This window comes from Mycobacterium sp. smrl_JER01 (assembly GCF_048513595.2).
In the GTDB taxonomy this organism is placed as follows: Bacteria; Actinomycetota; Actinomycetes; order Mycobacteriales; family Mycobacteriaceae; genus Mycobacterium.
The window spans coordinates 1,948,021-1,970,919 of record NZ_JBLXXK020000001.1 but is presented as its reverse complement, the minus strand read 5'-3'; the positions used below and the strand labels follow the sequence as shown (position 1 = coordinate 1,970,919).

The 22,899-nt window shown below is 67.5% G+C and carries 20 protein-coding genes and 1 other RNA gene; 8 read left to right on the top strand and 13 right to left on the bottom strand.

What is annotated here, in order from left to right:
• Positions 1 to 28: 28 nt before the first annotated feature.
• Entirely contained in the window at positions 29 to 697 is a 669-nt protein-coding gene (locus ACNUDN_RS09260; RefSeq protein WP_419121664.1) for a PAS and ANTAR domain-containing protein, read from the bottom strand.
• Positions 698 to 773: 76 nt separating this feature from the next.
• On the opposite strand from ACNUDN_RS09260, the gene ACNUDN_RS09255 reads away from it, so the two are divergent.
• Positions 774 to 3,410, top strand: coding sequence for an ATP-binding protein (locus tag ACNUDN_RS09255; protein ID WP_419121663.1), 2,637 nt, complete (start codon positions 774 to 776; stop codon positions 3,408 to 3,410).
• A gap of 190 nt (positions 3,411 to 3,600) precedes the next feature.
• Entirely contained in the window at positions 3,601 to 4,455 is an 855-nt protein-coding gene (locus ACNUDN_RS09250) for a class I SAM-dependent methyltransferase (RefSeq protein ID WP_419121662.1), read from the top strand.
• A 95-nt stretch (positions 4,456 to 4,550) separates the two neighbouring features.
• Here ACNUDN_RS09250 and ACNUDN_RS09245 read toward each other — a convergent pair whose 3' ends face one another.
• Positions 4,551 to 5,882 carry an APC family permease gene (locus ACNUDN_RS09245; protein ID WP_419121661.1) on the bottom strand — a complete coding sequence of 444 codons (1,332 nt, stop codon included), beginning with the start codon at positions 5,880 to 5,882 and terminating at the stop codon, positions 4,551 to 4,553.
• A 107-nt stretch (positions 5,883 to 5,989) separates the two neighbouring features.
• Between ACNUDN_RS09245 and ACNUDN_RS09240 the strand changes: the two genes are divergently transcribed.
• From ACNUDN_RS09240 to ACNUDN_RS09230, 3 genes are all read left to right on the top strand, one after another.
• Positions 5,990 to 7,153: an LLM class flavin-dependent oxidoreductase gene (locus ACNUDN_RS09240; RefSeq protein ID WP_419121660.1), complete on the top strand. Its 1,164-nt coding sequence runs from the start codon at positions 5,990 to 5,992 to the stop codon at positions 7,151 to 7,153.
• Positions 7,154 to 7,172: 19 nt separating this feature from the next.
• Positions 7,173 to 8,018: an aminoglycoside phosphotransferase family protein gene (locus ACNUDN_RS09235; RefSeq protein ID WP_419121659.1), complete on the top strand. Its 846-nt coding sequence runs from the start codon at positions 7,173 to 7,175 to the stop codon at positions 8,016 to 8,018.
• 118 nt (positions 8,019 to 8,136) lie between these two features.
• On the top strand, positions 8,137 to 8,811 hold the full coding sequence (locus ACNUDN_RS09230; protein WP_419121658.1) for a cutinase family protein: 675 nt from the start codon (positions 8,137 to 8,139) through the stop codon (positions 8,809 to 8,811).
• Positions 8,812 to 8,823: 12 nt separating this feature from the next.
• Here the strand turns inward: ACNUDN_RS09230 and ACNUDN_RS09225 are convergent, their stop codons facing one another.
• Positions 8,824 to 9,804: an LmeA family phospholipid-binding protein gene (locus ACNUDN_RS09225; protein WP_419121657.1), complete on the bottom strand. Its 981-nt coding sequence runs from the start codon at positions 9,802 to 9,804 to the stop codon at positions 8,824 to 8,826.
• A 201-nt stretch (positions 9,805 to 10,005) separates the two neighbouring features.
• Between ACNUDN_RS09225 and ACNUDN_RS09220 the strand changes: the two genes are divergently transcribed.
• Positions 10,006 to 11,049, top strand: coding sequence for a cupin domain-containing protein (locus ACNUDN_RS09220; protein WP_419121656.1), 1,044 nt, complete (start codon positions 10,006 to 10,008; stop codon positions 11,047 to 11,049).
• Between the two features lie 207 nt (positions 11,050 to 11,256).
• Complete coding sequence (locus ACNUDN_RS09215) at positions 11,257 to 11,967, top strand: cutinase family protein (protein ID WP_419125084.1); 711 nt, start codon at positions 11,257 to 11,259, stop codon at positions 11,965 to 11,967.
• Between the two features lie 13 nt (positions 11,968 to 11,980).
• On the opposite strand, the gene ACNUDN_RS09210 is transcribed toward ACNUDN_RS09215, so the two are convergent.
• Complete coding sequence (locus ACNUDN_RS09210; protein ID WP_419125083.1) at positions 11,981 to 13,420, bottom strand: DUF2252 domain-containing protein; 1,440 nt, start codon at positions 13,418 to 13,420, stop codon at positions 11,981 to 11,983.
• Positions 13,421 to 13,508: 88 nt separating this feature from the next.
• Here ACNUDN_RS09210 and ACNUDN_RS09205 point away from each other — a divergent pair, with 88 nt between their 5' ends.
• A complete protein-coding gene (locus tag ACNUDN_RS09205) occupies positions 13,509 to 14,405 on the top strand; it encodes an NYN domain-containing protein (RefSeq protein ID WP_419121655.1) in 897 nt (298 codons plus the stop codon).
• Positions 14,406 to 14,470: 65 nt separating this feature from the next.
• Here ACNUDN_RS09205 and ssrA read toward each other — a convergent pair.
• From ssrA to prfB, 9 genes are all read right to left on the bottom strand, one after another.
• Positions 14,471 to 14,839: a transfer-messenger RNA gene (gene ssrA / locus ACNUDN_RS09200) on the bottom strand.
• Positions 14,840 to 14,922: 83 nt separating this feature from the next.
• Positions 14,923 to 17,091, bottom strand: coding sequence for a putative bifunctional diguanylate cyclase/phosphodiesterase (locus ACNUDN_RS09195; protein ID WP_419125082.1), 2,169 nt, complete (start codon positions 17,089 to 17,091; stop codon positions 14,923 to 14,925).
• A 196-nt stretch (positions 17,092 to 17,287) separates the two neighbouring features.
• Complete coding sequence (locus ACNUDN_RS09190) at positions 17,288 to 18,133, bottom strand: DMT family transporter (RefSeq protein WP_419125081.1); 846 nt, start codon at positions 18,131 to 18,133, stop codon at positions 17,288 to 17,290.
• Positions 18,130 to 18,627, bottom strand: coding sequence for an SsrA-binding protein SmpB (gene smpB, locus ACNUDN_RS09185; RefSeq protein WP_419121654.1), 498 nt, complete (start codon positions 18,625 to 18,627; stop codon positions 18,130 to 18,132). The genes ACNUDN_RS09190 and smpB overlap by 4 nt, the downstream gene beginning before the upstream one ends.
• A 2-nt stretch (positions 18,628 to 18,629) precedes the next feature.
• A complete protein-coding gene (ftsX, locus tag ACNUDN_RS09180; RefSeq protein WP_419121653.1) occupies positions 18,630 to 19,526 on the bottom strand; it encodes a permease-like cell division protein FtsX in 897 nt (298 codons plus the stop codon).
• A complete protein-coding gene (ftsE, locus tag ACNUDN_RS09175) occupies positions 19,527 to 20,216 on the bottom strand; it encodes a cell division ATP-binding protein FtsE (RefSeq protein ID WP_024444307.1) in 690 nt (229 codons plus the stop codon).
• A gap of 44 nt (positions 20,217 to 20,260) precedes the next feature.
• The gene (locus ACNUDN_RS09170) at positions 20,261 to 20,779 is read right to left on the bottom strand and encodes an Rv3103c family proline-rich protein (protein ID WP_419125080.1); all 519 of its coding nucleotides are present in this window, start codon (positions 20,777 to 20,779) and stop codon (positions 20,261 to 20,263) included.
• A 2-nt stretch (positions 20,780 to 20,781) separates the two neighbouring features.
• A complete protein-coding gene (locus ACNUDN_RS09165) occupies positions 20,782 to 21,756 on the bottom strand; it encodes a mechanosensitive ion channel family protein (protein WP_419121652.1) in 975 nt (324 codons plus the stop codon).
• Positions 21,746 to 22,852 carry a peptide chain release factor 2 gene (gene prfB, locus ACNUDN_RS09160; RefSeq protein ID WP_419121651.1) on the bottom strand — a complete coding sequence of 369 codons (1,107 nt, stop codon included), beginning with the start codon at positions 22,850 to 22,852 and terminating at the stop codon, positions 21,746 to 21,748. Before prfB ends, ACNUDN_RS09165 begins: the two co-directional genes overlap by 11 nt.
• Positions 22,853 to 22,899: the final 47 nt, after the last annotated feature.

Genomic DNA, 22,899 nt, shown 5'->3' with positions numbered 1-22,899 from the left:
TCCAAGGGTCTCACGCCGGCGGTGACCGTCACCCGACGCGCTGGTGCACGGTCAGCAGGAGGTGGTCGAACTGCCTGCGCAGATCGTCCTGGGCCAGCTGCACCTGGGGAAACTCGGCGACGATCTGGGCGGCCAGCGACCGCAGTTTGACGTTGGTCTGTTGTGAGCGCCACTGCAGCAGCTCGAAGGCCTGCTCGGCGTCAACCCGGTACACCAGCATCAAGGCGCCCTTCGCTTGTTCGATGGCCGCGCGCGTGGCGAACAGGTCCGGCAGCGAAGTGTCGAGGACGTCTCGGCGGGCCTGATCGAGTGTCTCGGTGAGATCCACGTAATGGCCCTCGGTACCGACCACAGCTCCCTCGTCATCGATCATCCGGTCGGCCAGCACCAAAACGGTGTGCTCTCGGCCCTGGGTGTCGATGAAGCGGTGTCTGCTGGAGAAGGCACCACCGGCGTGCAGGGCCTGATCGAGCAGCTCCTGGACGTGGCGACGGTCATCGGGATGCTTGTGCGCCAGCAGCAGTTCGGTGGTGGGGGTGACGGCACCCGGTTCGTAGCCGTGCATGCGGGTCACCTCGTCGGACCATTCCCAGCGCTGCCCGAGGAACCAGAACCGGAAGCTGCCGGCACGCAGATCGCCACCGGTCCGTCGCGACTCGCCTGATTCGAGGTCGGACGAGCTGACGGCGCGCGGCATGGCCGCATTATTCCACTTGTCACCGGCGCGCATACAGAACAGCAGGTCTGCGGCCTCGCTGGGATAACATCGGTGGGTGACGCTCACCGAGCGCGCGCAGGAGTTCGAGCAGCTTGCGGCCCGAGCGGTGGCTGCACGCGCCGGGTGTGGCGCCGGGGTGCTGGTGCGCGGTGAGTCCGGCGCGGGTAAGACGGCGTTCGTCGAGGCATTCGTCGCCGGGCTGGCAGCGGACACCCGCGTGCTGTGGGGGGCCTGCGATCCGCTGTCCACCCCGAGGCCGTTGGGCCCGCTGCACGACCTCGCGTCCAGTTTCAATGCTCACACCCGGCACTACCTCAGCAGCGGCGCTCAGCCGTACGACATCTACGCGGCGGTGTTCGACGACCTGCGCGGGCAGCCTTCGGTGCTGATTCTCGACGACCTGCAGTGGGCCGATCAGGGCACCGTCGACCTGTTGCGGTTTCTGCTGCGCCGCGCTGCGCAGTCGCACCTGCTCACCATCGGCATGCTGCGCGATGACGAGCTCAGCGTCACCCATCCGTTGCGCGGCCTGCTCGGCGACGTCGCCCGTTCGCCGCACGGGCGGACGTTGACCGTCGCGCCGCTGAGCGTGGCGGCGATCGAGGCGCTGGCCGGTGACCGCGACGTCGACGCCGCTCGGCTGCACCGGCTCACCGGGGGTAATGCGTTCTTCGTGTGCGAGATGCTCGACCACGACGGCACGGACCTGCCGGCGACCGTGCGCGACGCGATCCTGTCCCGCACCGCCGATCTGGATCCCGCGGCCTGGGAGCTGCTGAGCTTGTTGACCTGCGCACCGGGTGCCCTCGGCGATCATCTGCTGGCCGCGCTCGGGGTGTCGGTGCCCGTGCTGGAGCGTCTGCACCGGGCCAAGCTGATCCGTCGCGACTCGCGTGGGGTCGCGTTCCGCCACGACCTGTGCCGGAATGCGATCGCCGGGGTCATCGCGCCCGGCGCCGAACCGGCACTGCATCGCCGGCTGCTGCGCGCTCACCGCGACGCCGGCGACGAGGACCCCGCTGTGCTGACCCATCACGCGCTCGGCGCCGGGGACCGCGCGTTGATCACGGTCGCCGCCGCCGAGGCGGGCCGGACCGCGGCACGGTCGGGCGCCCACACCCAGGCGTGCGATTTCTTCCAGATCGCACTGGAGCGAGGTGGTCTGCTCGGCGAGGACGCCGAGGCAGAGCTGCTGGAACAGTTGGCCGACGAGTACTATCTGACCGATCGTCTCGACGACGCGATCGGCGCGTGCCGTCGCGCGATGCGGATCCGCCGGCAGCTGCGCGCACCCGTCGCCGTCAGCGCCAATCATCATTCACTGGCGGTCTACGAGTGGTACAGCGGCAATCGGGCCGCCGCCGACGCGCATGTGGCCGCCGCGATCGCGGCACTCGATGACGCCGGCGCCCAGAATGATCCGGCCCGGGCGCGCCAGCTCGGGCACAGTTTCTCGATGAAAGCTTTCCTGGCGGTCCAGTCCAGCCAGGTCGCCGAGGCTGCCGCGGCGCTGCACCGGGCAGGTGAAATCGCCGGTGCGGCGGCCGATCCCGGACTCTCGGTGCGCGTTCGCCTGATCGGGTACTACTGCGACATTCTGACCGGCAGGAGCGGTGCGCGTGACCAGCTGTTGTCTGAACTATCTGCGGGCCCAAGGCATATCGATGAGACGTATTCGGGGGGTTATACCAATCTGACGTATTTTGACGTCGAACAGCGACGTCTCCGCGCGGCAGCCGCACTGCTGGATGCCAGCATCCCGTTGATGATCGAGCACGATCTGCCGATCTGCCGCATGGTACAACTCGGGTCGCGCAGCCGGCTCAATCTGCTCGTCGGAGACTGGGAGGCTGCAACGGCTGACGCCGACGCCGTGCTGGGCAGCCCCAGCGCCCCGTTGGCCCGGACCTGGCCGCTGCTGATCCGCGGTCTGGTGGCACTACGGCGCAACGGTGACGACGACGGTGGCATCGATGAGGCCTGGCAGCTGGCCTGCCGGTTCGGCGAACTGGTGCGGGTGTTGCCGGTGGCATCGGCGATCGCCGAACGAGTATGGCTCACCGGAGTCGACGACCCGCGGCTGCCGCAATGCCGGTCGTTGTTGCGGGACGCGCCGCAGACCGGTCTGCAATGGTCACGCGGTGAGTTGGGAATGTGGTTGCGCCGCATCGCCGTCAAGGATCCCCCCGCTCACCGCACGGTCGGCTGCGCGGCGGATTACCCGGCTGACTGCGCGACGGATCTTGCCGAGCCGTACGCGCTTGTGGCAGCCGGGGACCACCACGCCGCCGCGGCGTCGTTTCGCCGGCTCTTGATGCCCTACGAGGCGGCGCTCGCGCTGGTCGAGTCTGCGGAGCCGGCGGCCGTGCGAGACGCCCTCGACAGCCTCGACCGTCTGGGCGCCGAGGCAGTGGCGGCCAAGGTGCGCGCCGACCTGCGCGCGGGAGGCGCGATCGCGGTGCCCCGTCCCCGGCGCGCGTCCACGCTGTCGAACCCGGCCGGGCTGACCGCACGCCAGGTGGAGGTGTTGCACCTGCTCGGGGCGGGCCTGACGAATGCCGAACTGGCCCAACGGTTGTTCCTGTCGGTCAAGACGGTCGATCATCACGTGTCGGCGATACTCACCAAGCTCGAGGTGACCAGGCGCCGCGACGCGGTGCGGCGGGCCCGGGAGGTCGGCATTCTGCGCTGAGTCGCTGCCGGCACCGGTCGATGGGACGCCGGTCAATGGGACGCCGGTCAATGGGACGCCGGTCAATGGGGACAAAGATAGAAAGATAGGTAGTCATCCCCGATGTGGCGCGGCAACCCCGGATGGGACGGTTCGAACAACCGGCCGGTGCGATCGTGGCACCGCCATCGAGGAGATGCGAGGAACGAGAATGCACACGACAGATATCGGCGTCGTCGGCGACCGGGACGCCGATGGCGAACTCAAGACCAAACACCGAGCCCTGTGGGCCTCCGGCGACTATCCCGCGGTGGCCGCGGAACTCATCGCGGCGCTGGGGCCGCGTCTGGTCGACGCCTGTGGGATCCGCGCGGGCCAGCGGGTGTTGGATGTCGCCGCAGGCTCGGGGAACGCGGCCATCCCGGCTGCGGCGCGGGGAGCCTCGGTCGTGGCCGCCGACTTGACCCCGGAACTGTTCGAGGCCGGCCGGGCAGTCGCCGCGCAACGCGGAGTCGAACTCGAGTGGGTGCAGGCCGACGCCGAAGCGATGCCGTTCGCGGCCGACGACTTCGACGTCGTGATGTCTTGTGTGGGTGCGATGTTCGCGCCACACCACCAGGCGACCGCAGACGAACTCATCCGGGTGACGCGGCCGGGCGGCACCATCGGTTTGATCAACTGGACGCCCGAGGGTTTCATCGGCAACCTCTTCGCGACCATGAAACCGTACGCCGCGCCACCGCCGCCCGGCAGCAGCCCGGCGCCGCTGTGGGGCAACGTCGACCACGTGCGGGAACTGTTCGGGGACAGGGTCACCGACCTCACGCTGCAGCGCGAGACGGTCCGGATGCAACGGTGTCCGACACCGCTGGACTTTCGTGAGTACTGGAAGTCTCACTACGGGCCGACCATCGCGGTGTACCGGTTCAACGCCGACAATCCCGAGCGGGTTGCGGCTCTGGACCGCGATTTCCTGACCTTCCTGCAGGAGTGGAACCGATCCGATCAGCCGGGTCGCGCCGTCTACGACGCGGAGTACCTGCTGGTGACGGCAACCAAGCGCTGAGCACCCGGGCACCACATACCGGACCGGGCCGTACCGGACCGGCGCGATGGCCGCGCAGCGGTCATGTGTCCGGGGGCGGGGTCAACGCGGCGGTTTTAACGACCAAATCTTCTCTCGACGACCAATCTTCTCTCAACAACGTAGAGCACCACTCCGACTGTCAGCAGGGCAGCGGCCAGCAGCCACACCTGGGCGCTCTGCTGGGTCATCAACAGCACGCACGAGGCGACGCCGAGGACGGGTACAAGGGTCCAGACCCGGAAGTGGTCATGGTCGACACGGTCGCGCCGCAGCACCAGAACCGAAATGTTGGCCGACAGGAACACGAACAGCAACAGCAACACCACGGTCTCGGCGAGCGTGGACAGGTCACCGGTCAGCGTGAGCAGCATCGCCGCCACCGTCGTCACCACGATGGCGACCCATGGCGTGCGCCGGTTCGGCAGCACGCGGGCGAGCACGTCCGGCAACAGACCCTGCTCGGCCATCCCGTAGGTCAGCCGGCTCGACATGATCATCGTCAACAACGCCCCGTTGGCGACGGCGACCAGAGCGATGAGGCTGAAAGACCAGTCGGGGATGGCCACCCCCGAGGCGGCCACCACGTCGAGCAGCGGACCTGAGGACTCCGCGAGTTCTTCGGGGGGCAGCGCGATGGCACTGGCAAGGCCGACCAGCGCGTACACCACACCCGCGGTGAGCAGCGCGGCGAACAATGCCCGCGGATACACCCGGCTCGGATCTCTGATTTCCTCCACGACGTTGGCGGAGGTCTCGAACCCGACGAACGAGTAGTAGGCCAGGATGGCGCCGCCGAGGACGGCCAGGCCCGGGGCGGTGGCATCGGGAAACTCCCCGACCCGGGACAGGTCGCCGTCGCCGCGCCCCATCATCATCGCCACCACCGCGATGACGATGACCAGACCGGTCAGCTCGATCGACGTCATCACGACGTTCGCCTTGAGCGATTCGCTGATGCCTCGCGCGTTGAGGCAGGCAATGAGGACCAGGAAGATCGGTGCTGCCACCTGTGCCGGGATGTCGACGAACGTGGCGAGATAGTCACCGGAGAAGGCCAGCGCCAGACCTGCGGCGCTGGTGACACCCGCCGCCAGCATGCTGAAGCCCACCAGGAAGGCGATCAGCGGCTTGCCGAAGGCGCGTTCGGCGAAGACCGCCGCCCCACCGGCACGCGGATACTTCGTCACCAGTTCCGCATACGAACCGGCGGTGAGCAGCGCCAGCAGCATCGCCACCACCAGCGGAGCCCACAGCACCCCGCCCACCTCGGCGGACAACTCTCCCATCAGCGCGTAGACGCCCGCGCCGAGCACGTCGCCGAGGATGAACAAAAACAGCAGCGGACCGGTGATCCTGCGCGCCAAGCGTGTCGGCGCGGCGGATGCCTCCGCGGTGACGTCGGACATTTCCCCCCTTTCCCGACGGTGCGGGCTGACCACGCAGGTACCCGCTCGTCGGGCGATCTCACGCGGAAACTCCCGCTGCGGGACGCGCGGCCGGACAGAATGGGTAGATGCGCTTCGGAAACTTCATGGCCCCGTTTCACCCCGTCGGACAGAACCCCACTCTGGCGCTCGAACGCGACCTCGATCTGATCGTGGCGATGGACCGGCTGGGTTTCCACGAAGCGTGGGTGGGTGAACACCACTCGGCCGGGTTCGAGATCATCGCCTCTCCCGAGGTCTTCATCGGTGTCGCAGCCGAACGCACCAAGCACATCAAGCTCGGCACCGGGGTCAGTTCGCTGCCGTATCACAATCCGCTGATGCTCGCGGACCGCATGGTGCTGCTCGACCACCTCACCAGGGGGCGCGTGATGCTGGGTTGCGGCCCGGGACAGCTCACTTCGGACGCACACATGCTGGGAATCCCCGCCGACGAACAGCGGCCGCGCATGGAGCAGTGCCTGGACGCGATCGTGCGTCTGCTGCGCGGCGAGACCGTCACCATGCACACCGACGGGTTCACGCTGCGGGATGCGCGCCTTCAGCTCAGCCCGTACAGCCAACCGTGTTTCGACATCGCGGTCGCGGCGTCGTTCTCCCCTACCGGTCCGCGCGGCGCGGGACGGCACGGGATCGGGATGCTCTCGATAGCCGCCACCGCCAGGCAGGGCATGGATCTGCTTGCCCAACACTGGAATACCTGGGAGGAGGTGGCCCACCACCATGGACACGTGGCTGACCGGTCGAAGTGGCGGCTGGTGGGGCCGATGCACTTGGCCGAGACCCGCGAACAGGCCGAACGTGAGGTGGAATACGGGATAGCGGAGTTCTCCCGATACTTCTCACACATCCTGCCCGCCGGTCCCGTGCAGGGCGACACCCCGGCAGAGATCATCGCGAACAATCACGCGACCGGGTTCGCCGTGATCGGCACCCCCGAGGACGCCATCGCCAAGATCGAGGAACTGGTCGATGCCAGCAACGGAGGATTCGGCGCGTTCCTGCTCTTCGACCACGACTGGGCTGCGCCCGCGGCGAAATCTCGCAGCTACGAACTGTTCGCGCAGTACGTGATTCCGCATTTCACCGGGCAGCTTCGTGGACCCGTGGCCTCCCGGAACTGGGTGACCGGGAGCGGCCGCACATTCGTCGACCAGGCCGCGCATGCGATCGGCAAGGCGATCGAGGACCATGCTGCCGAGCAGCAGACGAATCAACGATCGGCGACATGATCGGCGCGCAACGGATTCGATGATTGAGCCACACCCTGACCTCGACGGCGTACTGCGCGGTCATCTGCAGCGGTGGCAGCTTCGCACCGACGGACCGGTCCGGGTGGGTGGTCACTCTCTGGTGATTCCGGTGCTCACCGAGCAGAACATGGCGGCGATACTGAAGGTCGGCCGGCTCGACACCCCCGGGGAGCACGAGCATCTCGTGCTGCGGCGCTGGGCCGGCAACGGGGCGGCGCGTCTGCTGCGCGCCGATCCGCCCACCCGAACGGTGCTGCTCGAACGTTTACGGGCACCGACGCTGGCCGCGTTGTCCGACACCGACGCCTGCGCAATCGTCGCCGAACTGCACACCCGACTGCACGTCCCCGCGATGCCGCAGCTGCCGTCGCTGATCGATCAGGTGGCCCAGTGGACCGACGAGCTCGACCGGCTCCCGCGCAGCGCACCGATCCCGCACCGGCTCGCCGAGCAGGCCGCAGGCCTGGGTCGCGAACTGGCCGCCGAGCCGGGGCGGCGGCCGGGCGCGGTGTTGCACGGCGATCTGCATTACGGCAACGTGCTCGCCACCGACCGCGGAGCATGGGCGGCCATCTCGCCGCAGCCATTGAACGGTGATCCATCTTTCGAGTTGGCCCCCATGTTGTGGCACCGCTGGACTGAGATCGTCCCGGAGGTCCGCGAGGGAATCCGACGCCGCTTCTGGATGCTGGTCGACGCGACAGGTCTGGACGAAGACCGCGCCCGGGCCGCGACCCTGATCCGCGTGATGTTCGCCGCGACGCGAGAACTGTTGTCCGGCAATCAGCTGTCCGCAGACAGGTTGACCCGGTATGTCGCGATCGCCAAGGCGATCCAGGACTGAGCCATGCGCCGGTAGCTGCGACGCCGGCTGAGCGGCCCCGTTACTTGAGTGAAAATTGTGACGGATGGGTATTCGTCTGCGGTCATACTCGATCATCCCCAGGTCAAGGAGAGGCCCTGTGAGTGTCGACACCACAGTTCGGCGCGCCTGCGGGCGCGTCGCGACAGCCGCCGTGGTCGCCACGTGCGCGACCCTGACGGTTCTCGGGGCACCGACCGCCGCGGCCGCCGACTGCCACGACATCGAGGTGGTGTTCGCCCGGGGCACCGACGAGCCGCCCGGGCTCGGCGTCGTGGGTAAGGCACTGGTCGACACGCTCCGACCGATGGTGCGGGACCAGACCATCGGCGCCTACGCCGTCAGATATCCCGCATCCTGGGACTTCCTGCAGGTCGCCACCGGCGCCAATGACGCCAGCAGACGAGTGCAGGCCGTCGCCGCGACGTGCCCGGACAGCAAGATCGTGCTGGGCGGCTACTCGCAGGGTGCCGCCGTCATCGACGTCGTCGCCACCGCACCCATCGCCGGCCTGGGCTATACCGCACCGCTGCCGGCGACGGTCATCCCGCGTGTCGCAGCCATCGCGGTGTTCGGCAACCCCTCGACACGGCTGGGCCGGCCGCTGACCATCCTCAGCCCGGACTTCGGCGCGCGCACCGCCGACCTGTGCAACACCGGCGACCCGGTGTGCTCCCGCGGCGAGGACTTCACCGCTCACGTGCGCTATCCACAGTCCGGGCTGGTCAAACTGGCGGCCCAGTGGGTCGCCGAACATGTGCAGCAACGGGTGTGACGAATTGTCGGCTCAGAGCCGCGCGAAGCAGACATTGGCGTCCTCACGCGGAATCGAGGCGTCCCGGCTGGAGAACGTCCCGACCACCGCGCCATCGGTCACCTCGACGCTGTCAGCCTCGATGCCCAGCGGGTAATTGTCGTTGAGCCGCTGCGTCAGGTCATCCAAAGCGTCCTGCACGGCGACCTTCGGGAGGGGTCCGTTGACCTCGAGCACCTCAAGGTTCAAATCGCCGCCGGCGACAACGGGTTTGGCGGTGACGCTGGAACCGCCGGCATCCAGGACGATGGTTCCCGCGGCGGCATCGGCGCTGACACCGGTGACCAGGCTGCCGATGCCGGGCAGGTTGGCCGCGACCGTGTCCTTGATGCCGTCGGCGGTCCAGGTCAGCGTCGCGGTCAGCGATCCGATGGTGCCCTTCGACGTCGCAGTGCCCTGCAGCCGCACGTCTCGCAGCGTGACGTCAGCGGTCATACCCTCCGCGGCCTGTACCCGGTCTCCCGCGGTGCGCACCGAGATGTTCGTGTAGTGGCCGGTGAGGTGCTGCCACAGGAACGGCGGGTCGACCCCGTAGGAGATCGTCGCGCCGTCCTGCACGATGCACTCGGCGATATCGACCAGGACCGCGTCCGCGCGGTGACGTGCGTACAACTCGGCACCGGCGAACCCACCGGCGAGCACTGCCACCGCGATGACGGCGAGCAGCACGATCATCTGCCGGTTCGCCAAGACGCCGCGGCGTCGGCCCCGGAGGTCCCGCGGCACAGCGGCGTTCTCGGGGCGCACGCGCGGCGGCGGTGGTGGAGGGCCAGAGCGCGGCGGTGGTGGAGGATGCGGCGGACGGAACTGCTCGGTGGGAACTGCGTCCGGTGGTCGCGCGCGAATGCGCTCGGTGCGAGCGTCGGGCCCCTGCGCGCGCGGCAGCCGTCGGGTCGCGGGATCGTCGCGGCCGCGCCGGCCGGGCGGTCCGGGGCGGTGCGGCGGGTTCGTCACCGATGCAATTCTGCCTCACGCCGCGGGTCTGACCGGAGGCAAACCGCAACGACACCGATCCCGGGGAGTCGAAGCTCACCTCGACGTCACGTGCCTTACCGCCAGCAGGTAGTGCGATGAACCCGTCAACCGCAATGACAGCACCGCGCCGGTAGAGCAGAGTCACCTGCAGCAGATTCTCGAGCCGAGGGAGACACCATCGTGACCACGTCCACTGTGCGCAGCAGCCACACCGCCTCGTTGCGCGACGGGGAGATCGTCGAGGAATCAGACCTCGGCTCGATACGCCGCGTCACCGCCGACAATCTGCCCATCCTCAAAGGCCTCTCCATCAAACGGCTGCTGCTCAACCCGGGCGCGATGCGTACCCCGCACTGGCACGCCAACGCCAACGAACTCACCTACTGCGCGTCGGGCACCGCGTTGGTCTCGGTCCTCGACGACCACAGCAGCTTCTCCTCGTTCATCGTCACCGCGGGGCAAATGTTCCATGCCGCATCCGGCTCGCTGCACCACATCGAGAACATCGGCGAGGATGTCGCCGAGTTCATCATCGCCTTCCGCAGTGAGCGCCCCGAGGACTTCGGCCTGGGCGCGACGCTGGGGGCATTCTCCGACGCGGTGCTCGGCAACACCTACGACCTGCCTGCTTCCGATTTCGCCGAGATCCGTCGCGACACCACCGATCACAAGCTCGCGGCGCGCACCGGCGCGCCGGACATCCCGGCCGTGGCGTACTTCGGCAACCCGCACAAATTCGACATCGAGGCGCAGGCCCCCGGACTCAACTACGTCAGCGGCAACGCCCGATTCGCGCGTGACCAGTTCTGGCCGGTGCTCAAGGACATCTCGATGTACTCGCTTCGGGTCGCCGAAGAAGGTATGCGCGAACCCCATTGGCATCCCGTCACCGCGGAGATGGGCTATGTGCAGCACGGCGACGCCCGGATGACGGTGATGAATCCTGATGGCACACTTGACACTTGGACGATGAGCACCGGCGACATGTATTTCATCCCGCGCGCCTATCCGCACCACATCGAGAACATCGGCACCGACGAGTGGCACTTCCTTATCTTCTTCGATCAGCCCTTCCCCGCCGACATCGGCTACCGCGCGTCAGCGAGCGCCTACTCGCGCGAAGTCCTGTCGGCCGCGTTCGACACCCATATCGACGATCTGCCCCGGTTTCCGTTCACCCCGGCCGATCCACTCATCGTGCCCCGCACCAACCCTGTCGACTGAACCGTCGACTGACGCAGTCGACTGGCGCTCGGCGACCCCGTGCGCACGCCGGCCCGCGCTGAACGTGCCCTCCCCTGCCATTTGTGCGAACATCGAACCGTGGGGTTGTCAGATCATCTAATCGGTTTGCGACGCTCCGCCGTCGCCACCGGTGTTTGCTCGATTTTCGTGTTTCTTGTTGCGCCGCAGGCGATTGCGCAGCCCGATCTGCCGCCGCCTTCGCCACCTGCGTCACCCGGGCCTGTCGGTGCGGGTCCGGCGCCCGGGCCCGCACCGCCCGGACCCGGTGTGCCTGCAGCAGTCGCCGCGGCTCCGGCCGGTCCCGGATGTCCGGACGTCGAGGTGATCTTCGCCCGCGGCACCACCGAGGCCCCCGGGTTGGGCGCCATGGGTCAGGCCTTCGTCGACGATCTGCAGGACAAGGTCGGCGACAAGACGGTCGGGGTGTACGCCGTCGACTATCCGGCGAGTCCTGATTTTCCCACCGCGGTCGAGGGCATCACCGACGCCAGCACGCGGGTGCAGGAGATGGCGATGACGTGCCCCGACACCAAGCTGGTGCTCGGTGGCTACTCGCAGGGCGCGGCCGTGATGGGTTTCGTGACAACGGAATTGATTCCAGACGGGGTTTCGGCCTCCGAGGTGCCGCAGCCGATGCCGGCCGACATCGCCGACCACGTCGCGGCCGTGACGCTGCTGGGCACCCCGTCACCCCGGTTCATGGACGTGATCAATCAGCCACCCGTGACGATCGGGACGCTGTATCAGCCCAAGACGATCGAGTTGTGTGTGCCCAACGACTTCGTCTGCTCGCCCGGCAACGACATCGGTGCACATGCCCGCTACATCGCCGACGGTCTGGTGTTGCAGGCCGCGGACTTCGCCGCGGTGAAACTGGCCGAGACCTCCGCGCGGTGACCGCTCGCAGGGACTAGGCGCCCCGCTCGACCGGGATCCGTCCGGCTTCGACGGCTGCCACCAGGGTGGCGTGGTCGGCTTCGGTCTGATCGGCGTAGCGGCGGGCGAAGGCGCACATCGCGTCGTCCACCCGCTCCGAGCGACCCAGGTAGCCGGCGATCATGGACGCTCCGCTGGTCCTGGCGTGGCCCTTGGCCAGCAACTGCCCGACGACACCGGTGTAATCGACGAGCGCCGCGGGATCGATCGCGTCCAGCGGGATGGTGCCCTTCATGTTGCGAAACTGTCGGACGTAGTACTGCAGGCCGTCCATGGTGGTCCACCCCAACAGCGGATCGCTCACCGTTTGCAGCGCCTGCTGATACTCCACCACGCGTTGCCCCTGATGGGCATGCCACGCCGACTCGCCGTGAACGTGACGTGCCAGGACCGAGCGCCGCGCCTGCTTGAGTTGGAGAAACACGACATCTTCCGGCGAGGACCCTTCCAGCAGAGCGACATACGCGCGCAGACCGACACTGCCCACCCCGACCACCTTGTGCGCGACATCGACCAGGGTGTAGCCGCCGAGCACCCGACGCCAGTGGGTGGCCAGCGTGGGCAGATAGTCGTCGAGCGCCCGCGCCAGCGCGTCGGCTTCCCGCTGCCCCAACCTGGTGATCAGGGGTGGCTCCTCGACGATCCTGCGCACCCCGCCGACCTCCTGGGTGAATCGCGGCAGAGCGCGATCACTGGTGCGGTTGCGTGCCCGCCGTGCCGAGCGTCGCACCTCGTCGGCCAGTGGTCCTTCGGCCTCGCCTTCGAGCCGGTCGACATCGAGCCGGGTGAAGGAGCGGGAGAACAGCGGTTGATCGGCCAGCCTGCGCAACTCCGAGCGGTAGGCCGTGACGCAGGAGCGCACCGCCGACCCGCAGTCGTCCTCATCCGCGCCGTTGTGCCGCCCCGCCACCCAGATGCTGGCGACGAGGCGGCGCAGATCCCATTCCCAGCATCCTGGATGGGCCTCGTCGAAGTCGTTGAGATCGATCACCAGGTCACGTTCCGGCGATGCGTAGAAGCCGAAATTGCCCAGATGCGAGTCGCCACACACCACCGGGCTGATGCCGGTGGCGGGCAGCCGGGCCACATCGTCGGCCATCACGACGGCCGTACCGCGCAAGAATCCGTACGGGGATGCGATCATTCGTCCCACCCGGACCGGGACGAGACGGTCCAGCCTGCCCTGGTGGCTGACCTCGATGAGGTGCACCGGGTCCGGTCGGTCGGGCGGCGGCGACCAATCAGCCAGCGACCGCCGTGGCACCCGTTTGCGCAGGCTCTTGCCCAGCGCATACCGCTCGGCCCGCGTCACCGGCCGCTGTCTCAACGAGTGATACGCACTGCTGTCGGTGTCGGCCAGCACCGTGTGTCTGGCAGGCTCTGCGCCCGCGCCGGCTCTACTCACTGTTCCCATGGTGCGCGATCGGCGGAGACGGCGCGCCCAGACCGGTAATTCACCCCAACCCGGCCGGCCGGCCGACGCGTCGGCAACACTGAACGTCATGACCGATTCCGGCGATGCCCGCGTCGCGGTGTATCTCGACTTCGACAACATCGTCATCTCGCGGTACGACCAGGTACACGGGCGCAATTCGTTTCAAAAGGACAAGGCCAAGCCGCCCGAGGATGGACCGGACCGACTGGCCCGCGCCACCGTCGACGTGGGTGCCATCATCGACTTCGCCTCGTCCTTCGGCACACTGGTGCTCACCCGCGCCTATGCGGACTGGTCGGCCGATATCAACGCCCACTACCGCGGACAACTGGTGGGCCGTGCGGTCGACCTGGTGCAGTTGTTCCCGGCGGCGGCCTACGGAAAGAACGGCGCGGACATCCGCCTCGCGGTCGACGCCGTCGAGGATATGTTCCGGCTGCCCGACCTGACCCATGTCGTCATCGTGGCCGGCGACTCCGACTACATCGCGCTGGCTCAGCGGTGCAAGCGACTCGGCCGCTACGTGGTCGGCATCGGTATGGCCGGATCGTCGAGCCGAATGCTGGCCGCGGCGTGCGACGAGTTCGTCACCTACGACGCGCTGCCCGGAATACCGGCGCCGCCCGCACCGGCAGCGGTGGATTCCACACCGGCGCCGCGACGACGATCCGGGAGAGCGGGAAAGTCGAAAACCGCCGACGAGGCCGAGACACCGGACCCGCAGGCCGCGGCCACCGGGCTGCTGACCCGCGCGCTGCGGATCGGTTTGGAAAAGGACGACGTCGAGTGGCTGCACAACTCCGCGGTGAAAGCCCAGATGAAACGGATGGATCCGTCGTTCAGCGAGAAGTCGCTGGGATACCGCTCGTTCAGCGACTTTCTGCGCTCCCGCGCGGACGTGGTGGAACTCGACGAGAGTTCCACCACCCGACTGGTGCGGCTGGCCGAGCCGGTCGGGACCTAGCCGGACCGGACACAAAGCCAGAAAAGCTCAGGCCCCCGGTTTCCCGAGGGCCTGAGCTGGTATTCGAGTGGAGCTGCCGGGAATCGAACCCGGGTCCTACGGCATTCCCTCGAGGCTTCTCCGTGCGCAGTTCGCTATGCCTCTACTCGGATCTCCTGATCACGCGAACAAGTCAGGATGACGATCCCAGTCGCTGTTTGGTGTCCCGAAGAGTCCCGCGACCGGACTCTTCAGTTGATCCCTCTAGATGACGCCAGGCTCCGGGTCGAGGGCTTTCCCGGTCTGACGGACCAGCTGTCGCTTAGGCAGCGAGAGCGTAGTCGCGCTGATTGGAATCGGCGCTTAATTGGTTGCAACGACGCTTACGGTGGTCAATTGCCTGCACCGGCACGCTTCCCTTGATTCGATGCGCGAAGTCGATACCGTTCAGCCCCTTGTCTGTGAAACTTCGGCACACCCGCCGACCGTCGGCGGACACTCCATACTACCGGCCTCTTCAACATCGGCCAGCGAGTATTTAATCCGGCTGCATCAGATCGGTCGGCACGGCGGGCGCGAGCCTCCGATCACAGGCCTCGCCGATCACCTCGGCGAGCTCGGTGACCGGCACCGGATAACCGAACAGGTGCCCCTGCGCCAACGTGGCGCCGGCACGCAACACCATCTCGGACTGCGCCTGCGATTCGATGCCTTCGGCCATCACTTCCAACCCCAGGTCCCGGCAGAGACCGATGACCGAGCGGTACAGCGTCAGATCCCGAGCAGGGTCACCGCCGGAGGCGAGGCTGCGGTCGAGCTTCACGATGTGCAGCGGCAGGCGGTGCAGGTAGGCCAGGGAGTTGAACCCGGCGCCGAAATCGTCGAGCGCGATCTTCACGCCGAGCCCGGCCAGCCGGTTCATCTGCGCAGCCGCCCGGTCCAGGTCGACGATCGGCACTGTCTCGGTGATCTCGAGCACAAGTCGGCCGCGGGGAATCCGATACTGCTCCAACACCTGACGCACCTGACGTTCGAAGCCGGGGTTGCCCAACCGCGCCGCTCCGATGTTGACATGGATGTCGAGATCCAGTCCCGTCCCGTGAATTTCCCGACACGCCAGGTCCAGAACCAAAGCGTCCAGGTCAGCGCCCATGCCGGCCGCCTCGGCCAGTGCCACGAACGTCTCCGGGGAGATGTCGATTCCGTTGGGCGCCGTCCATCGCGCCAGCGCCTCCACCGCCACCGGCGTACCCTCGGGCAACCGCACCATCGGCTGGTACACCAGCCGGAATCCCAGCGGGGCCCCGCCGTCGGCGTTGCGCAGCATCGTCGGAAAATCGACGACCACACCCGAGGAGGGCTGATAGACCACCGCGGTGTCCTTGCCCATCCGCTTGCCGGCGTACATCGAGATGTCGGCCTGCCGCAGCAGATCGTCGGAGGTCTGGGGCATTCCGTCGAGGTCGGGGCGGACCAGTCCCATGCTCGCTTTCACCCGCACCGAGGAGCCGTGCACCGGAAATGGGTCACGCAGCGCGATCCGTAGTCGCTCGGCGACCGCCTCGGGCTGTTCGACCTCGCCCACGATCAGGATTGCGAACTCGTCGCCGCCGACGCGAGCAAGGGTGTCCGCGTCGGTGACGCACCGCTGCAACCGTTCCCCGACCGCGTACAGCAGCTCGTCACCGGCCGCGTGCCCGAACCGGTCGTTGACCTCCTTGAAATCATCGAGGTCGACGAAGATCAACACGAAGCGACCGTGCTTCATCGCTTCCTCGAGCCGGGCGGCGAACAGGATGCGGTTGGGCAGCCCGGTCAGCGGGTCGTGATGGACCTGGTAGGCCAGGCCGCGCTGGGCCCAGTAGAGGCGCTGCGTCAACAGATTCTGAGAGCGCATCGCCAGCACCTGGCGCACGGCGACCAACGTGACCATCAGCACCGTCAGAACCACCGCGATCGGTGCGAGCGGCCGTCCGATCAGGACGTGAAATCCGAACAACACCGCGAGACCGAGAAAGCCGACATAGGGCAGCACCAGCTGCGCCCAGTCGATCCCCGAGCCGGGCTCGGCATCGTGGTTCACCGGCGTGTCCAGCACGGCGAACGCCAGGATCATCGGGCCGACGATCAATCCGATTCCGCCCCACAGGTCCCCGCCGTCCACACCGACCGATCGCAGGTAGGCGACCAGCCGGTCGGAGGCGGCCATGGTGAGGATGCCGCCGGCCAGCAGCAGGTAGTTCTTCCGGTACGGCCGTCCCGGTTCGTAGAACATCGCGAGTACCACCGCGGCCGCCACCAGCAGCACTTCGGTCACCGCGAACGCCACCTCGACGGACGGCACGCCGGACCGGGGCAGCGACTCGGTCGAACCGGCGCCGAACCCGCCCATGACCACCAGGATCAGGAACGCGATACCGGCGATGACGCCGTCGAGGGCGTTCGTGACCGCGGGCGGGCGCAGCGGACTGTCCGGCGGCCCGGTCACCCCGCCGGCCGACCGCAGCAGCAGGACGATCGCCCCCGCCGCGAGCAGGGGCAGCGACAGGTAGGCCACCCGCGCGGGCACCGGCGCCAGGTCGGCCCCGGCCCGCCACCATGCCATCTGGCTGCAGATCCAGACCACGATCGCGGCTGCCAACAGCAGCCGCCACCAGCGCGCGGCGCCGGCCACCTGCCGTGCGGCCGCCACGCCACAAACAGCCATCCCCGCGCTGGTGCTCACCTGCAGTATCGCCTCGCCGCGGCGAGCCAGCTCGTCTCCCCAGAACGCGAACGCGTTGGCCACCGCCAACAGCGATACCGCGGCGACGGTCACGAGCCGCAAGCGCCCGACTGCCACGCGTCTCCTTCCCAGGGCGCGCCGTATGCCCGACCATCGCGGCGCCCAGGGACGACGGTAGCTAATTTGTGGCGATCATCGCGACGGAACCGAGCGCCAACACCATGCCGACCGCCTGCCAGGGCCTCACCCGCTCCCGCAACACCACAATCGCCAACAACACCGTCGCAGCGGGATACAGCGCGATCAGCACCCCGGCCAGAGACAGCATCGAGGACTGCAATGCCAGCAACGTCGCCACGTTCGCGGCGGTGTCGAGTACCCCGGCCAGCACTGCCAGTCGCAGTGGGAGGCCGCGCTCCAGCACGAGGTTGGCGGTCATCAGCGCGACGACCACCACCACTGCGGTCGCCGCCAGCCTGCCGAGCACCAACGGCCAGAGCTCTGCCTCGGGCGGAACCCGGTGCAGGACCACGAAGTTCATCCCGAACGCGACCCCGGCGCCGACCGTCAGCCATGCGACTTTTGGGGTGAACCGGTGCGGTGTGGCGTCCCGGTCCTCGGTGCCACGACTGACCAGCACCACCGCGATTAGCGCCAGCACCACACCGAGCCCGGCCAGTGCGCTGGGCCGCTCCCCCAGCGCGACGCCCACCAGGACCGGAATTCCGGCCACCAGGACCGCCGTCAGCGGGGACACCACCGCGATCGGACCGGCCCCCAGCGCCGCGTAGAACCACCACACCCCGAAGGCCTGTACCAGCCCCGCCAGGACGCCCCACCCCGCGGCCGCTGCGCTGAGATGCCCGCCCATCGGGATCGCGGCGAGCACGAGCAGCACCAGCGCCATCGGATAGGAGACGATGACCACCCGCAGGGCGGCCACCCGGCGCGAAGCGATACCGCCGACGAAGTCGCTGACGCCGTAGCCGAGGGCTGCGACCAGCGCGCTGAGGATGCCTGTCAGCTGGTCATGCCCTTGACACGGCGCCCGAGCTCGCGGGTGACCTCCCGTTCGGCGTCGCGGCGGGCCATGTCCTGGCGCTTGTCGTGGGCCTGCTTCCCGCGCGCCAACGCCAGTTCCACCTTGACTTTCCCGCCGGTGAAGTACAACGACAGCGGAACCAGAGTCAGGTTGCCGTCGCGGATCTTGCCCAGCAGATTGTCGATCTCGCTGCGGTGCAGCAACAACTTGCGGTTGCGCCGCGGTGCGTGATTGGTCCAGGTGCCGTGGTGATACTCCGGGATGTGCAGGTTCCGCAACCAGATCTCGCCGTCGTCGACGGTGGCGAACGCGTCGGCCAGCGAGGCCTGTCCTTCACGCAGACTCTTGACCTCGGTCCCCACCAGTGCGATCCCGGCCTCATAGGTGTCCAGGATCGAATAGTTGTGCCGCGCCTTGCGGTTGGTCGCGACGATCTGGTTGTTGCTGTCCTTGGGCGCCTTGCCCTTCTTGGCCATCGCTACCGCCGGACGTAGAGCCGCAGTGTCACGTATGCCGTGATGCCCGACATCGCCAGGCCGAGGAACAACATCCACGGCGCGCTGTAGTAGAGGATGTCGGCGTAGTCGACCTTGGCGATCAGGTTGGCTTGATAGAACTGGTCGAGCGCGTTCTCCAGGAACAGCGCCCGCACCAGAATCAGTCCGACGATCGCGATCACCACCCCGATGAGTGCGGCAAGCATCGCCTCGACCAGGAACGGCAACTGGGTATACCAGCGGGTGGCGCCGACCGAACGCATGATGCCGATCTCGGTGCGCCGGGTGTACGCGGCGACTTGAACCATATTGGCGATCAACAGCACCGCGCCGATGGCCTGCACCAGCGCAACGGCGAACGCCGCGTTGCTGATGCCGTCGAGGACCGCGAAGAGCCGGTCTATCAGGTCCTTCTGATTGAGCACGTTGAGCACCCCGGGTTGACCGCGGATCGCGTCGTCGAAATTCTGGTGCTGCTCCGGATCGTCGAGCTTGACCACGAAGGAAGCCGGGAACGCATCTCGGCCCGCGACGTCCTTGTACTGCGGGAACTTGCGGATGGCATCGTCGTAGGCCTCGTCACGGTTGAGGAAGCGGACCGAGCGGACGTCGTCACGATCCTCGATCGCCTGCCGCAGCGCCTGGCACGGATCAGCGTCACAGGTCGGATCGTTGGCCGACACGTCGTTGGTGAGGAAGACCTGGCTCTCCACCCGGTCCAGGTAGATGGCCCGCGACTGGTCGGCCAGCCGGATGATCAGCATGCCGCCGCCGAACAGACCGATCGAGATCGCCGTGGTGAGGATCATCGCGACCGTCATGGTCACGTTGCGGCGAAGCCCGGTCAGGACTTCATTGACGAGAAAACCGAAGCGCACTTAGCGGTCCATTCCGTAGACGCCGCGCTGTTCGTCGCGAATCAGCCGGCCGAGTTCGAGTTCGACGACACGTTGGCGCATCGAGTCGACGATGTGGTGGTCGTGGGTGGCCATCACCACCGTCGTGCCCGTGCGGTTGATCCGCTCGAGCAGGTCCATGATGTCCTTGCTGGTCTCGGGATCCAGGTTTCCGGTCGGTTCGTCGGCCAGCAGCACCAGCGGCCGGTTCACGAACGCCCGAGCGATCGCGACCCGCTGCTGCTCTCCACCGGACAGCTCGGCGGGCAGTCGGTTGGCCTTGCCGGACAGACCGACCATCTCCAGTACGTCGGGCACCACACGGTTGATGGTGTCGGCACGTTTGCCGATCACCTCGAGCGCGAAGGCGACGTTCTCGAAGACGGTCTTCTGCTGCAACAGCCGGAAGTCCTGGAACACGCAGCCGATCACCTGCCGCAGGCCCGGGATGTGGCGCCCGGAGAGCTTGTTGACGTGGAATTTCGACACCCGGATGTCACCCGAGGACGGGTTCTCCTCGGCAAGCAGCAGCCGCATGAAGGTGGATTTGCCCGAGCCCGACGGACCGATGAGGAAGACGAACTCACCCTTGTCGATCTTGACCGACACGTTGTCGAGCGCCGGACGCGCCGACGACTTGTACTGCTTGGAGACGCGGTCGAGGGTGATCATCACGGCACGCCAGTGTAGCGGTGCACCCTGGCCTCACCCCGCCACTAGGGCGGTGGCAGTGTCGTCGGCGTCTGACCCGGTGCCACCTCGGTGGTCGGGGGCGCCTGAGTGAAGGTCTGCGGCCCCAGTGGGCCTGGTCCGTCCGGATCGATCACAGTCGTCGTCGGACCGAACGGCACCAGCGGTCCGATCGGTCCTGGTGTCGTGGTGGTCGGCGGCTCCGGTGACGTCGGGGTCGGCGGCTCGGTCGTCGTGGTCGGCGGCTCGGTCGTGGTCGTCGTCGTCGTGGTGGCCGTCGTGGGCGTGGGCGTGGTGGGCGCCGGTTCACGGGGTGCGACGTTCGTTCGCGGCACCCAGGTGTAGTTGGGGTCGGGCACGTAGCCTGGCGGGACGACCTGGTTGGCCGGTGGCGGCGTCTGCGCGGGCACCCCGAAATTCTCATAGACCCAGAACAGTGCAATGAACGCGACGATCAGACCGAAGGTCGACACCCGGATTCGGCGTCCGAACATGTAGGCGCGTGAGTGGCGGTCCGATCTGCGCCAGTTCTGCAGGCTCGGCATCCTCACGGCTTCGGCTCCGATCGGCTGGGCACCCCGGCGTCGGTCTTCACCGTGTCGCCGGTGGCGCTGATGTTGCTCACCGTCGGGGTGTGATCCTGGGTGGCGATGCCCGCGCCCGCCAGCGCGGCGATGATCAGGATGCGAAGCCGGCGTCCGACCTCGTACTGCTTGCCCGGCAGGGTGCGCGCCACCATCCGCAAGTTGACGGTGTCGACCTCGATGCTCTCCACCCCCATCAACTGGGGCGTGTCCAGCAGTAGCGCACGCAGCTCGTCGTCCTGCATCGCCCGTTCGCCGACACCGTGCAACACCTCGTTGACGCTGTTGAGATCCACGGAGGTGGGCACCGGGATGTCGACGACGGCGCGGGCCCAGTCCTTGGACATGTTCAGCGACTGCACGATGTTGCCGTTGGGGACGGTGAACACCTCACCCTCGCTGGTGCGCAGCTTGGTGACCCGTAGCGTCACCTCTTCGACGGTGCCCTGGGCGGCATCGGGCGCGCCGATCATGTTCAGCTGCACCAGATCACCGAACCCGTACTGGCGCTCGGTGATGATGAAGAACCCGGCCAGCAGATCCTGGACCAGCTTCTGGGCGCCGAAGCCGAGCGCGGCACCGATCACCGCCGCGGGGGCCACCAGCGAACCGATCGGTATCGCGAGAATGTCGGTGATCTGCACCGCCACCATGACGAACAACAGCGCCACCGACACCCACGAGATCACCGAGGCGACCGCCTGCCGGTGTTTGGCGGTCTCGGTGCGAACCAGTTGATCGCTTTCCCGGTACTGGGCGTCGATGCGGCGGGTGACCCGTTGCGCGGACCAGTTGATGAACCTCGCCGCCAGCAGCCCACCGATCAACAGCAATGCGATCGGCACGCCGCGGCCCAGGATCCAGACGCCGGTGTCGCCCTCCCAGAACCCGCGCCAGGTGCCGGAGAGATCGACGGCGAGCAGTCGCTCAGTCGTCATCTTTTTGATTGCGCCACCGGATCCCGGCCTCCAGGAAGCCGTCGATGTCGCCGTCCAGCACCGCCGCCGGGTTTCCCACCTCGTACTCGGTGCGCAGGTCCTTGACCATTTGATAGGGGTGCAGCACGTAGGAACGCATCTGGTTGCCCCACGAGCTGCCGCCGTCACCTTTAAGTGCATCCATCTCGGCGCGCTCTTCCTGGCGTTTGCGCTCCAGCAGCTTTGCCTGCAGCACCCGCATCGCCGACACCTTGTTCTGCAGCTGGGACTTCTCGTTCTGGCAGGTCACCACGATTCCGGTCGGGATGTGGGTCAACCGGACCGCCGAGTCGGTGGTGTTGACCGACTGTCCGCCGGGGCCGCTGGACCGGTAGACATCGACGCGGACATCGGTTTCGGGAATGTCGATGTGGTCGGTGGTCTCGGTGACCGGTAGCACCTCGACCTCCGCGAACGACGTCTGGCGCCGGCCCTGGTTGTCGAACGGACTGATCCGCACCAACCGGTGTGTGCCCTGCTCGACCGACAACGTGCCGTAGGCGAACGGGGCGTGGACCGCGAAGGTCGCACTCTTGATACCGGCCTCCTCGGCATAGGAGGTGTCGTAGACCTCGACCGGATACCTGTGCTGCTCGGCCCATCGGACGTACATCCGCATCAGCATCTCGGCCCAGTCCGCGGCATCGACGCCGCCGGCACCGGACCGGATGTTGACCAGGGCCTCCCGCTCGTCGTACTCACCCGAGAGCAGGGTGCGTACCTCCATCGCCTCGATGTCCTCGCGCAACTTCTTGCGTTCGGAGTCGGCCTCGGCAACTTCGTCGGGTCCGCCCTCTTCGGCAGCCAGCTCGTAGAGCACGGGGAGGTCTTCGAGCCTGCCGCGCAGTTCCTCGATGCGTCGCAGTTCACCCTGGGCGTGCGACAGCTCGCTGGTCACCTTCTGCGCGCGGGTCTGGTCGTCCCACAGCTGCGGGTCAGAGGCATCGGACTCCAGCTGCCGGATACGCTCGCGAAGCCCGTCGACGTCAACGACGCGCTCCACGGTGGTCAGCGTGGCGTCGAGGGCGGCGATGTCGGCTTGGCGGTCGGGATCCACGGGACAACACGTTACTCACTCCGGCGACGGTGCCGGGCATGGCTGTC